General features: G+C 35.3%; 9 protein-coding genes. All 9 read right to left on the bottom strand.

Annotated features, from left to right (window positions below; translation table 11 throughout):
- Positions 1-965: 965 nt before the first annotated feature.
- The 9 genes from ACFCYN_RS21430 to ACFCYN_RS21390 all read right to left on the bottom strand — a co-directional run bounded on the left by ACFCYN_RS21430 (position 966) and on the right by ACFCYN_RS21390 (position 14,211).
- The gene (locus tag ACFCYN_RS21430; protein ID WP_172447989.1) at positions 966-1,355 is read right to left on the bottom strand and encodes a YidH family protein; all 390 of its coding nucleotides are present in this window, start codon (positions 1,353-1,355) and stop codon (positions 966-968) included.
- Between the two features lie 259 nt (positions 1,356-1,614).
- The gene (locus tag ACFCYN_RS21425) at positions 1,615-4,704 is read right to left on the bottom strand and encodes a family 20 glycosylhydrolase (protein ID WP_375951654.1); all 3,090 of its coding nucleotides are present in this window, start codon (positions 4,702-4,704) and stop codon (positions 1,615-1,617) included.
- Between the two features lie 315 nt (positions 4,705-5,019).
- The gene (locus tag ACFCYN_RS21420; RefSeq protein ID WP_375951652.1) at positions 5,020-6,477 is read right to left on the bottom strand and encodes a sulfatase family protein; all 1,458 of its coding nucleotides are present in this window, start codon (positions 6,475-6,477) and stop codon (positions 5,020-5,022) included.
- 70 nt (positions 6,478-6,547) lie between these two features.
- Entirely contained in the window at positions 6,548-7,225 is a 678-nt protein-coding gene (locus ACFCYN_RS21415; protein WP_375951650.1) for a response regulator, read from the bottom strand.
- Positions 7,226-7,239: 14 nt separating this feature from the next.
- Positions 7,240-8,724, bottom strand: coding sequence for a sensor histidine kinase (locus ACFCYN_RS21410; RefSeq protein WP_375951648.1), 1,485 nt, complete (start codon positions 8,722-8,724; stop codon positions 7,240-7,242).
- Positions 8,725-8,936: 212 nt separating this feature from the next.
- Complete coding sequence (locus ACFCYN_RS21405; protein ID WP_375951646.1) at positions 8,937-9,953, bottom strand: ABC transporter substrate-binding protein; 1,017 nt, start codon at positions 9,951-9,953, stop codon at positions 8,937-8,939.
- A gap of 47 nt (positions 9,954-10,000) precedes the next feature.
- Positions 10,001-10,792: an ABC transporter ATP-binding protein gene (locus tag ACFCYN_RS21400; protein WP_375951644.1), complete on the bottom strand. Its 792-nt coding sequence runs from the start codon at positions 10,790-10,792 to the stop codon at positions 10,001-10,003.
- The gene (locus ACFCYN_RS21395) at positions 10,768-11,598 is read right to left on the bottom strand and encodes an ABC transporter permease (protein ID WP_375951643.1); all 831 of its coding nucleotides are present in this window, start codon (positions 11,596-11,598) and stop codon (positions 10,768-10,770) included. Before ACFCYN_RS21395 ends, ACFCYN_RS21400 begins: the two co-directional genes overlap by 25 nt.
- A gap of 1,881 nt (positions 11,599-13,479) precedes the next feature.
- Positions 13,480-14,211, bottom strand: a complete 732-nt coding sequence (locus ACFCYN_RS21390) for a class I SAM-dependent methyltransferase (RefSeq protein WP_375951641.1) — start codon at positions 14,209-14,211, stop codon at positions 13,480-13,482.
- Positions 14,212-14,552 lie beyond the last annotated feature (341 nt).

Below are 14,552 nucleotides of genomic sequence, written 5' to 3'. Positions count from 1 at the left end.
AATTTTAGGAGTTTGATATCCTCTTCTCATTTACCCGCAGTTTACGTTACTAGTAATTCAATCTCCGCCTTCATTATCTTTCTTAAACACTAAATTACTTCTCGATCCCGAGTTGATAAAACATTAAAAACATCGATATGTTTACTATAAAATTGACAATAAGCCCAAGGTAAAAGGCATTAAACAAAATCATTCTACGATATTTTTAATCTTTTTAACAATAAAAACACTATTTAATTAATGCCTGTATCTAAAATTAAATCATAATGCGTCAGAAACAACATATAAAAGGTGGAATTTTAGCTCCACCTTTTTGTTAATCGCTTGTTATTTCATTTATTTGTACGTATCATCACACCTATAATAGTAAGATACTTGCTTATTTCTTTCGTCATTGGTATGCGAAACATGAAAGAGAAAATAGTGCTGATATTTAATCATTTCAACTAGTTTAGGTCGTAAACGTATTAATACTACCTAAATTTACTTGGGTAAACATGAAAAATGGGATACAAATGTGGGATTTGTATGGAAGAATAAATCCACCTTCTGGTTTTGATAATAACTTATATAATAGTAGAAACTAGTCATTTAAAAAGAAGGCAACTACGATTAACGGGTTATATGTTATCAAGTAGATACGCATCATACCTGCTTGCTAGCTTAATTGGGGATGAAGCTCAGGCAAATTGGTTCTTAATTGACTGGACTTTCACTAATTAGTAAATAGCAGATTACTGGCCACAGTAACAAAAAATAAAGAGCCCAGAATTAGAAGGCTCTTTAAACTCACCGTAGCATCTTTTATTGATCACTTCTTTCAAGTTATGACAACACTCCACATGTACAGTTTTTAATTGACATAACATGAAATGGTAGTAAATTACTATTCTTTGTTTTATATCAACAAAGAAATTCTTCTCAAATTTAATATCATTATCATTTCATTGTAAGTTCTTAACGATTTAAAATAATCCCCAAACATCTAAATAATATACTCCAAAAATAATAAAGATAAGAATTGAAGCTACCGATAAATAAACAACCAATAGCCTTGAAAATTTAAATGTTTGGTTATTAATATCATTTCCTTTGATAAAATAACTGATCGTTGAAATAATTAATGCAAAAATCCCAACAATTATTGAAGATAATCCGATTATTTTTGATAAAGTATTTCCTATTTTTGCATTTGAATTCAGAGTTGAAAAATGAAGATTCGTGATTAAAAAGCCAACTCCCATAATTGTTATGCTTGTTCTTACCCAAGCAAGATAAGTTCTTTCATTTGCTAAATGTTGTTGTATATATTTAGAATCAATTGTTTCTTTGTGCTTCTCTACTGCATCATTCATACTCAGCCTCCGTATTTAAACCTTTCATGAGAAAAAATCCTTAATAATAAAAGTTAATCAATCGGAGCTTTTTCATCATTCTTACTTCTAGTACGGATACGATGGATTCTACTATACGACTCTCATTAGAGATTCACTAGCTTATTATCATTATCTATTTTGATTTTGTTTTCATCTTTAAATTTAACGAGTGATGTACAGCTTCATGAATCCCTACTAGCTTTGAATATCCGTCTATTTTGATAGATGAAAAGGAATCTTACTGGTTTTGTAGCCACTTGGCGTCACGAACAAGAATACTCGCCCCGTACGTTGAAATGTGCTTCCCAGACTGTGCCTGAACCTCGTTTATGAACCCGTTCAAGTCATTGTTCCGGAGTTTTTGCTTTAGACTGTTTGCTATCCCATGGTTATCTATATCCCCGCTAGTTTCAAAAGCACTGATGTGAGACTCGATAGATGCAATACTCACGTACCAAATCGCCATAAGTGTCATATCAGATGTAACAGGCTTAGAGAAATCATACGGGCTACCGTTTAGCGCCCAACCTCCGAATACATATCCGACTTTTGTCGGATTGCTCGGTTGTACAGCTGTTTGACCTACCGGCACAAACTGACTGTCAACACTCGAACCGTCTTGCGAATCAAAGTTTACTTTGCAAGGTAGCTGTTGCGCTTCAAACGCTGTGACTGCATTTTTGAGAGTGGCTGTTGCGTTTTCAATTGTGGTTTGAATAGCTCCTGTATCCGCATCAGTTGATTTTGCTTTCGTAATTGCCGCGTTGAGTGCATCAACTGCCCACTGAGGATATTCACCATAATCCTTTCCTACCACTGAACTATTTACTTTAGTTGTAGCAGATCTAATTGCTGTCTCAAGTTTTGTATGGTCAGCAACTTCTCCATTGGTATAAAGAGCCAAAACTTCATTCGAAGTGAGTTCTCTGCCACTTACGAGCAAGTCTGACATCGATGCGCTAATTGTTGCTATAGGAGTCGGTGAAGTTGCTCCGACTTTCCAACCTGCACCTATGAATTGAAGCGGAAGATTAGCCGGTGACGATACGTTCTGTTGACTTACTTGTGAGCCATTAATATAAAGAGTTTGTGTCGTACCAGCTTGTGTTATCGTCACATATATCCATGTTCCTACTGCAGGTGCATATGAAAATTGGGCATCGTAACTTCCACTTTTTGACACTCCGATATTTGTTCCTGCACCGCTAGAAATATATTGCCTAAGCTTAATGGTAGCTGTAGAGCCTCCTAAAATATTATCAAATGGTTTTGCAAGCCCACCACTTGATAATGTATGTGGGTCTATCCACATTGAAACAGACCAATCACCCGAATAATCCGTAGCACCTCTTGATGAGGAGTTAAGATTAATATATGTGCTTTTACCATCAAAATTAAGTGCAGCATTGGCATTACCGCTGTGATCAGGATCCCATGTTACTGTTCCTGAAATTGGATAACTTATGCCGTTTACTGCATCTGTAACTGTGTTTCCTATGCCCTCATCAAACATGAAGTGCATATCTTGTAATGACGGTGGCGATGTTGGTTGCTCAAATACCAACGGGTCATTATAATAGTTAATCTTTTCAACTGCAAATCTTTCCTGTTGAGCTTGCAGTCTTGGCAAGAAATTGGAGTAATTTCTTTGCGAAACTGGTGTCCAGCCCACTTCCATCAGCGCCAGAAGTCTAGGATATGTTAAAGCATCTATACCCTCTTGGTGATTGTAAACTGTCTCTGACCACAAAGCACCTTCAACACCTGCTATCATGCTCGGGTTAGATGATACGCCATCACTAGTTGTCGGGTCCCATTGGTATGCTTTTTGTACCGATATTGGACTATTCACTCTGCCTACCGGAATATCATTATTGGTATTATTTCTTCTTGAGAAGTATGCGCTGCTAAAAGGTGCAAACAAAACTTTCATCCCATAAGACTGAGCTTTACTTATACTAGCACTACCGTTCCAATATTCACTGATTGAGCCTGCCGGAGCTTCATTACCTGTTGGCTCTCCTGATGATGGTGCAAATGCTCCTTCAACCGGGTTCCAACCAATCATCTTTTTGTGATATTTTGCTAAAATTGTAGCTATCTGCTTCATAAACGTAGAATAATTGGCTGAGCTAATTACAGCGGAAGATTCATCACCACCGATATGGATGTACGGCGATGTAGACACTGTTGCTATTTGACTGATGACGTCTTCAACAAACTTATATGTCAATGAAGATGAATAACTAGGTGTATCAACTGCCTGTAATGCGTTGAAACCTACATTTGTTCCTGAATACACGCTACCTGTACCAGCTTTATTTAATGGGTTTGCATTAAGAACCGGTAATGCTGTGATAGCTGCATTGATATGGCTCGGGAGATCAATTTCCGGTATAAGGTCAATATATCTTGCGTTTGCATAATCGATAATTTCCTTCAAATCGGCCATTGTGTAATACTGTTTCGAACCACCAGGATAAGTCAAATCAGGGACATTTGTAGCATTGGGTGTCGTCGCACTCGGCACTGGAGCGGCATTGAATTGGGAGGAATTAACCTGATTGTTTACATTTGTTGGTGAAGTCAAGTTTGAATACGGGTCATTTTCATCTAAATTACCGGAAATTTGTATACGCCAGGCTTGATCATCTGTAAGGTGTAAGTGGTATTCATTGAGCTTATATTCCGCTGCTAAGTCAATCTGACGCTCAACTTCAGCTACGGTGAAGAAGTGTCTTGCTACGTCAAGCATATAGCCGCGAATTGCATATGTCGGGGCATCTTGTATAGTAGAGCAAGGAACAGTCCAGCTAACTCCTTCTACAAGTGTAGGGCTGTCAATCTGAGGCGGAAGAAGCTGCCTGATAGACTGAATACCTCTGAAAAGTCCTTGTTGGTCCCTCGCTGTGATGGTTATATTTGTTGTAGTAACTGTTAAATCATAGGCTTCTACTCCTGCGTGTGATGGGGTACCAATTGTAAGATAAATACTGTCTAACGGAGGTGTACTTCCCTCGACAACAGTTAATCGATAACCAGTTGAAGGCGCCATCTTGCTCTGAAGGTAGTTACCTATATTGTTGCGGATTTCATCTGTTTGCGCTTGAGATGTGCCGTTTACATAAATCTTAGTATTGGGATCTACTATAAAATTGCCTGTGCCTGCTGTGTAGCTTAGCGGAGCAGGAATAATATTATTCGTTGTTATTGCCGTTGTTGCCGCTTTTGCTGTTGGTAATGGTGAAGTCACCATACCCAAAATAACCGAAAATGCCATTGCTAATGCCATTACAAATGCCAGAATTTTGTTACATAATTTTTTCATTCTACACCTCACCAACTCAATAATAGACTCTCAAAAATTTAATTTCTGCTTAAACTCTAGATTTTTTACAGGTCTTTTTTATTGTGGTACAAAAAAATATGATACGAACAAACTTTTTCACAAACGTACGTTTTATAATCAATTAAGTGAAAGTTTTTTATCACTTAAACAGAGAAATATTTATGCCTTCAGATATTTTTACACATGATTCTTATCTACGTTCGATAGTCAGGATATGACAAGTACATAAACTTTTTTCCTATTTAAACCAACCCCTCAATCTTCGCATACTTCAGATTAAATCAGATTGCAAGATTAATATTGTACAGCTGGCTTAATATACTTCTTTCGATATTCATCCGCTTCTTTATTCCAGCCAGCATTTTCTAGACGAAGGATCCAATCTTGCGGCTCTAGGTAACGGAAAGGTCCTCCGGTTGCAAGTATTTCTCGCATTGGATCTTTTCCAACTCCATTTTTAGCGAGATTATCTTCCACCCATTTTGATAAACGGAGAAACATTTTCTCTACTACTTCCGGATAGTCCTTTGCCAAATTGACTGTCTGATAAGGATCATTTTCTAGATCATATAGAATAACATCATCAATATGATAGAATCCCTGGTGATACGTATAAAGGAAATACCATTTTCGATCAACCACAGCTCGTTGGCAGGCATACAATCCATGTTCTAGAACCAGATAATCTCGTCCCTCCATTTCTTCCTCCTTTAGAATAGGCAAAAACGAAGTGCCATCCCAACCTGTTGGAACAGGTAATCCCAGCATTTCTGCTACAGTGGCCATAATATCCACATTATAAATAAAGTGATTAGTTACTTTCCCCTCTGCCATTCCAGGAACCCGGATAATGAGTGGAATATGATGGACTGCTTTAGTGGCCATTCCATGCTCCAGGTAAGATCCTTGCTCTCCAAAAGACTCTGCATGATCTGCCGTAATGATGAAACAAATCTCATCTTCAATTCCTAGTTCACGATAGGCATCAACGATTTGTCCAAGGTGTTTGTCCATATAGGAAATACCACCGTCATACCCATCTATCAACTTTTTAAAATCCTCCCGATTTTCAATTTCATATGGCATCGTCTCCTTTGGGAGCGTACTGTAATCTTCTGTCCAATGCAGAAATTTAGCCGACCGCGGAAATGAATCTTTCCGATGCATTTGAATAGCTGTCTCATCCGGAAATTCTTGAATTAAATCATCCGAAAATTGCTCCGCATACTCTTTCGGATAGGTATAGGCCGAATGCGGGTCCCAATATTGAATATGAAGAAAATAGTTATCATCGGCACCATGCTTTTTGATCCATGGTAGAACTGCATTATTTACTTCATGCGCATCTTCTGTACCACCTTTTAACGTATGGGTATGGACTTCATCCCACCCTGCGAAAAACCACCAGGCATGATGTCGATCACCAAAAGAAGAAAAGGTAATAGTACGGTGATTCGCTTCACGTAAATATCTCGTAAAGAATGGCATCTCTTTACTATGGAAATCCCCTTCTGGATAATAAAACTTACAACCAGGTCCCCAATGTGTTAAAGCTCCATGATTAATTCCGAAGCGCCCTGAAATAAAACTAGACCGAGCGGGTACACATGGAGATGAAGCACAATACATCTGGTTAAACAGAACCCCTTGACTAGCTATTTTATCAATATTAGGGCTTGTGTTCCGTGCATACCCATAGCATCCTAAATGATCTGGTCGAAGTGAGTCAATATCAAAATAAACAATTCTCATTAAAAAAACCTCCTGATTACTATGTTCATAAAGGATAGATAAAAAATAGACACTCTATTTCATTATCGACCTATAAAAATAAATGTGCCAAGTTCAAATCCTTTAAGGTTTTGACGATTTCTTTTGTTCGTGAAACACCGAATTTCTTTAATAAAGTGTTAATCTGAGATTTAATTGTAACTACCTCTACCCTTCTCGCCTTAGCAATCTCATTTACCTTCATTCCTTTTAAAAAGAATTCAATTAATTGTCGTTCTGTGTTGGTAAGATTTGATATATTGTGGATAAAGAAGAGTAGGCTTTTCTCAGACTGCTGCAATCGAATATATTCTTGCATAACCACTTGTTGAACCTTCATATCAAGCAGGGAATTTCCCTTATAAGCATTTCGAATATGAGCTAGTATATCTTTTTCTGAAATTCCCTTAACGATAAAATCAATAGCTCCTGTCCCCATCGCCATTAAGATTACTTCTTTTGTTTCATGAGCTGTCAGATAAATAATCTTTTCATTTTTATCCCAATCTCGTATTCTTTCAGTGGCTTTAATCCCAGCAATAGCGCTTTCCATTTCAATATCCATTAGAATAATATCATGGTCTATTTTTTTAGCGAGTTCTACAATTTCTTTCCCACTGATTGCAGTAGCCACTACTTCCATGTCTTCTTGATTTTGAAGTAGTTCGGAAAGGTCTTCTACTAATAATTGGATATCATCCGCAATCATAATTTTAATTGGATAATTCAATATTATTCACTTCTTTACCCATTAAATTTAGGCAGTAGTAAATAAAACCTACTTCCTTTCCCTTCTTCACTTTCAAAACGAAGGTTTCCAAAATGTTCTTTTGCAATTGTTTGAGAATAATGCAAACCCATCCCCCAATTGTGATTGGAGTTTTTTGTAGAATAAAAAGGTTCATAAATTTTTTTCCAATCTTTTTTACTAATTCCACTCCCTTTATCCCTCACTTCAATGACTGTATATTGACTTGAGTTATAACAATGTAATGAAACCCCTTCGTCAACAGTGGGATCAAAATCATTAACAGCTTCCTGTGCGTTAATTAACAAGTTATAAATAGCCTCACTTAAATGCACTTTATCTGCTAATAGGTTACATTGGATTTCTAAATCAACATTTACTGACTCTTCAGGATACTTCTGCGAAAATCGCTCAAGTGCACAATCTATGACGTCTTGTAATTTCACGGGAATCATATGAATGGCATTCGTTTTAACAGAACGATAAAGCTCTTCAATCCGTAAAAGAATATTTTCATTTTGCTGTGATAGGGTTTGAATATAATCCTTCAATTTTTCCAAATCAACATGTTCTTGCCTTACCGTAACATTTATTCTTTTAAATATCACACGGTTGACCAACAGCTGATTTTTCATACTATGCACAAAAACGGAGGTTCCCGTATTTATGGCGTCAAACTTTCGCTGAATTGTAATCTCTTCGCGACTTGAATTAAATTGTTCATGTGTGTACTTAAACAAACTTACAAAACCGGTTATGGCCAAGATCACATTAAGGACAACAATTGAAATGTATGAAGGAATTGACAAGACCGACTTAATATAATAGATCCCATTTTCATATAAGTATAATTGATACACTTGTGTAGGATCTTGACCGAAATAGAGAAGATATAACAAACTTAACGATAAAATGAATGAAATAATTAAAATAAATTTTCTTTGGAAATATTTTACTTTGATCGAATATGCCTCAAAGATTAATAATGTTATCGATAGTATGATATAGAACCCAATTATCAGATTAGTCCCACTTGCAATTGCTTTTTTCAAAATCTCATTGTTGTTTGTAAGAAACCGAAATACATCCGGATAGTCTAGAATAATTAAGAAAATAGGAATAAAGATGGTTATTCTTTTCACCCAGTAGTTTCTTTGCAGCCAAGGAATTAAAGAATAATGAAAAGCGATTAATGCAAGAAAAAGTGGAAATAAATATCTCCCAATTGCAATAGTTAGACCTAATTGATCTAGGGTGATTTGGAAATATTGAATTTTCAATTTCAGATCACTATTGAAATAGAAGAAATTCTGTAATTCCCTACTAATTCCACCTTTTTTCGCTATATAAAGGAGAATACCGGAGAGCATGATAGCGAGACTAATACACATACCAAATATATAAAACAATTCTTTATTCCTTTTTACAATCAGCACCATAATAGACGAAATGGTAAGAAAGATCATTAAGATAATGAGCATTGAGAATATCACCTTTTACGAATTGAGTGGTACTAGTATCAGAAGGCTATATTCCCTAATGATACTAGTTGAACCTATAGGGCCTTTAACAGATAGATTTTCACCACTTCTCTTATAAATGAAATTTGCAAGGTATTACTGAAAAATAACCTATATAACAAACTTGATAGCCCTTTTATTGTCTTGACGAATCATTTTGACAGATAATCTCTTTAATTTGCGGCATTCAGCATATTATCAAATAAAACATAGTCTTTTACAGGTCTCATCTCTTTTTTCTTAAGCCGCCCAGCTTCCACAAAGTTTTCCTCTTGCTTTTGATAGTACGCCTCTAATGTTCCATCCTTAATCCGCTTCACAAGCTCTTTTGTTGTAATCCATTCACCATCACCTGTTTGATCTAATACAGACTTTGGATCCACTGCAATTTCTTTTGCCACCCATTCTGCTACCTTATTTAAATGATCTACCCGGTAATCCATTCCTTTGAATAATCCTCTTGTAAATCTTTCTAAAAGATCCTTGTTCTTATCAGAATAGCCTGGTTTCACTACCCAAGATGCAATTGATGGTGACTTGTCTGCGTATCTCTTGTTATTAGATAACATCACGACATCCTTTCCCATCTCCTTTTTAATGGCAATTGTATTTGGTGACCATGTTGCTACCGCATCAACGCTACCAGAAATCATCGCGGTAACAATAGCGGATGCATCCATATTCATCAATTTTACATCATCTTGAGTTAAGCCAGCCTCTGCTAAAGTCAAATTTAAGATTGTTTCACTAGAAGTACCAGGAGCAACCGCGATCGTTTTTCCCTTTAAATCGTTAATCGATTTCACACCTTTTTTGACATTTCCAATAACTTCATCACCATTACCTAATTGGGAAAAGGCAAAAATATCTGCCTTTCCTTGAATTGGCAGAACATGGGCACCAGGACCAATATAACCAATATCAATACTTCCTGACTCCAATGCAGCAATAATCGTTGGTCCATCGGCAAATTCTACTAATTTGACCTTTATCCCTTCTTCTTTAAAGCTATCCGTTTTCATTCCAGCCACTACGGTATTTAAACTTGCATAGTTCGGCATATAGCCTACCTTTACCGTTGTCAGTTTCTTATCTTCCTTTTTCTCTCCAGAAACACTTTCATTTCCTGAACAACCTACTAAGGCAATCATAATAAGAGCGGAAATCATCAAACTAATAATTCTTTTCATATGTAGATTCTCCTTTTAAATAAAAATCTTGGAATTCTCGTAATCTATCATTTTCTAACTTCTAGGTATTCTTTATAAACTTGACTCCAAATATAGTTCTTAGCATCTAAAAATTCTTTAGATAACTTCGATTCTTGATTACGGGGGAATGGAATAGGTATATCTACTATTTCTTTTATCCGCCCCGGGCGAGCACTCATAATAACTACCTTTTGCCCCAAAAGGATGGCTTCATCCACATCATGAGTAATAAAGAAACAGGTTTTTTGTTCCTTTTCCCATGTATGAAGCAGCTCTTCTTGGAGCTGGGTCCTCGTTTGTGCATCAAGAGCACCAAATGGTTCATCCATTAAAAGAACTGAAGGGTTTGCAGCATAGGCCCTTGCAATTGCAACACGCTGTTTCATTCCACCTGATAATTCTTTAGGATAATGATTAATGAAATCCTCTAAATCCACCATTCTTATATATTTCATGGCTAGTTCATCAGCTTCTTTTCCTTTAATCCCTTGGAGATGAATACCGAATAGAACATTTCCCTTTACCGTTAGCCAAGGAAATAGGGCGTATTGTTGAAACACAACTCCTCTTTCTGTTCCTGTACCTATAATCTCTTGGTTGTCGCAAAAGACCTTACCTGAAGTTGGCTTTTCCAATCCAGCTATAATATTCAGTAACGTGGACTTGCCACAACCTGAGGGACCAACAACAGTGATGAACTCACTTTCCATTACATCTAGATTAATCCCGCTTAAAGCTGTTACTTCGCCATTACGAGATGGATACATCTTATGAAGACTTTCTATTTTTAATTTTACAGTTCTCTCTTTTCCTGCCATCCTGTTAACCTCCTCTCAAGAAGTTTCACGAGCCACTCAAAGATCAACCCAATAATACCAACAAGAATAATGTATAAAAGCATTGATGATGACTCAAATGTGTTGTTTAACGCTCGAATTCTCATACCTAAACCAGCAGATGCACCGGTTGATTCAGCCGCAATTAATGATGTTAATCCAACCGCAGTCCCTAAACGAATCGCCGTCATAATGAACGGCAGTGAAGCAGGAGCAATTACTTTCAAAAAGATATCTCTGTCTTTTGAACCTAAAACCCTTGCAGCTTTAATTAAGTAAGGGTCAATATTTCGTACCCCTTGATAAATCGTTATGGACATTGTTAAAAAAGTAGCTATAGTAATAACTATAATTTGCGGGGTACGCCCAACTCCTGCTGAGATAACAATCAGTGGCACATAGGCAAGAGGTGGAATATTTCGGATAAATTGAATCCAAGGTTCAATGATAAACCGGATTGGTCGATACCATGCCATCAGTACAGCAACGGGAAGTGAAATAATAAAGCCAAGGACAAATCCTGATAAAACAGAAATTAAACTACTGACAATATCACTCCAAAAGACACCGCGTTGGATCATCGTCCCAATAGATTCCGTGACTTTAATAATATTCGGAAAGCTCCTCGATGTGGACGGAATATAGGACAATATGGTCCAAAAGATAATTGCGGCAGAAAACGATAACAGTAACCAACCTTTACTAGGAATTTTTTCTACCCAGGGTAAATTTGGTTTGACTTTAGCTTTTCGATTTGATGTGTTACTAATTCGTGTATCCGCTTCCATTTTATTAACCACCTGCCTCAATAAAATAATTGAATTAAAAATATAGTAGCACCGTCCTTATTTACTGAATAGTATTAATTTTCTTACAACCTTCTGTTGAATCCGTAATCTAACAAAAATCTTAACATCAAATACCACTAATCCTTTTCATTTTAAAAGCATTTTAGAGGAAGCGTGTTACCTTGTCATAGAATATTGAAATAGAATTTTTATGTAAATTTGTTTCTTTATTCTAATTTCCATCTATTGTTAGTTTGTACTACATAATGTAGGGGCTCGAGGATAATTCGGTATAAGAAGTTACATTTATAAAGACTTATATAATCCTTGTATTCCAAGACCTTTCTTAAATACCTTTTTAAGCCATATCCAGTCCTTTATATTTACAGAATATTCTTTCAATTAAATTATAAATATAATTGATACCATTGGCATTTTGAACAATTCAGGCAACTCAATAATAAATTTCAGAAAATTAAAATATTTTATTTTGAATAAATATATAAAACTAATTAATCCATTCAATCTTAGATAAAGTAAAAAAACCTCCTCCCCGTCTTAGCAGTGGGTTGGAGGTTTCTTATTTACCCTATTTACTTCAAAGTCATTCACTAAAATCTAATATTTATGTAACAAATAAAATCGAAAGATAAAACAAATTTAGAAAAATACCTTCAATAAAAGACTCAAGTTAATACCAGTAGCAATTATTTTCTAAAGAGATTAATTTAATTTTTCTCTTTTTCTATTATTCTATGTAGGTTCTTAGGTCATTGTAGGATTTTGCATTAAGTAGTTTTTCTCTACATATATCATTTTTTTCATCAACTACACAATCAAAATTAATATCTGCATCAGCTTGTTTTCCAATAGGTTTGTAAGTAAAGCACGTCCAGTACGGCGATGACGAAATCCATTTTTACATCTCCTACGATTGAGGGTTTATTTTAAATATAAGTTTTCATTCGTCACTTTTCTATCTTCATGAAAGCCGATTGTAAAGTCTTAGTGAACCGTAAAATGACCAGGAACATTGAATTCAAATTCATAACTATCATTAGTTAACGGTAAATTTTTTATTAGATAAGAAAACTGAAACAATAACGCAGATCCAAAAATGCATTGTTCTTACTTTTTTTATTACCTTATCTCCTCTTGGAATAGCGAAAAATTAAGAAGTAACAATATTAATGAACATTATTTCAAACTATTTTCAAAGTTGGAGATTAAATGTATGCATAATAACCCTGGTACTATTCATCAAGTCATTCTTAACTTCCTGTGCAGTAGCTTAACAACGCTTCTTTTATTCTATTAGTCTTCTAATCTTTTTCAATTTTTATTTTTTCTACTTGGCAATAACAACAACATTGTTGTTATCAATGTCATATGTTTCAATTTTAATTTCAATTCCGATATATATGTTATTAATATCTTTAGTGTTATTATTATTTTTAATAACATCTTTATTCGAGTTAATGCTTTGGCTGTTTCAACTTCTCCCCTTTCATTTATCATACTGTCCCATATGAGAATTCCCTGTATTTAAACTTTCCCAGCCCTGCTCCCTTATTCTCCAATTCATGCCGACTAAGATTTGTCACCTTTACCTTCATAAAACAAATATAAGCTTAATTGTGTCTAAGTCCTTAATTGGTTTATTAGCTCAAAGTATTGATCAAGAAGAGGTATCCGTCATCTCTCCTTCTGAGATCACTATCGAAAAAATTGAAACCATGCTGAATAAAAAAGCTAGGTGAATCATCAAGCAGCTCTCTGATTTTTTTTAAATGGATATATTTTATTCCGACGGTTTGCATTGTAACAGGTTCAATCTTCAAGGTAGTGGAATTTTTCATTTTCCATTACTCCTCTCATCATTTACTTACTACATGAAAAAGCCAATACAACAGGAATTCTCTTTCTTCTTGCAAACTCTTCATCACTAGTAAAGTTCTCCCGTTTTGGCGTTCCTTCGCGAAGGTCTAAAACCTTAAAGCCAGCTTGTTTAAGATGATAGAAATATTGTTCAATTGTTCGATGGTATTTCACTACTACACGGTCAATCCAAGGTTCTCTTCTTTCACCATCTTCAAAATAATCATCTACAACCCAATTCTCACGTCTATCGCCTGATTGCTTACTGGTAAACGATGCTGTCGTTAGTGGGTGTTGAATGCTGAAGACAAATCTACCATTCTCTTTCAATGTCCGATGAATTTTTTGAAACAGCTTGTCTATTTCACATACATAATGGAAAGCAAATCTAGATGTAACCAGATCATATGTTTCAGCTGGGTAGGAAAAAGATTCCATTGATTCCAAATGAACCATTCCATTTAGTCCAAGTAAATTCACATTTGCTACATCAGCCATTTGTTTCGATCCCTCAACTCCTGTATATTTTTGTGCACCTAATTGTATAAGTTCTTTCCCAAATGATGCGTCACCGCAACCCAAATCTAAAATATATTTATCTTGAATATCACCAATTAATTCATACATAATTGGACCTTCGATGGCATTATTCGGACTATCTTTTCGACTTCTTCGTTTCATGTAAGTTGAAAAAAAATCATTTTGATCATACACGCTTGCTCCTCTAAATTCCATAAAAACCGCTCCTTTTCAATTGTAATCAGGTATTGTGAAGAATTCCTTATAATCCTCCCTAGATTAAAGGATGACATAAAAAAAGAACTATAGGTTTTACAACCAATAGTTCTTTTAAAAAAATTAAATGGAGCAAAAAATAAATAAAAGGTCCAATCGTTCACTAAAAAACTACTGATTGCTTTCATTTATTTTCCTCTCCCTTCACTACTATTTTTTTAATTAGTCAAAATATTCCTTTAGTCATTTTATAAAATCAACTTGAATAGGTCAAGAAAAAAATTAATTTCCAAAATAACAATTGCTTATACAACATTACTGCCTGTTTTTTTAATAAATAT

It is taken from the genome of Gottfriedia sp. NPDC056225 (genome assembly GCF_042267765.1).
Classification (GTDB): Bacteria; Bacillota; Bacilli; order Bacillales; family Bacillaceae_G; genus Gottfriedia.
The sequence above is the reverse complement of the archived record's forward strand: the minus strand, read 5'-3'. Positions and strand labels throughout refer to the sequence as shown.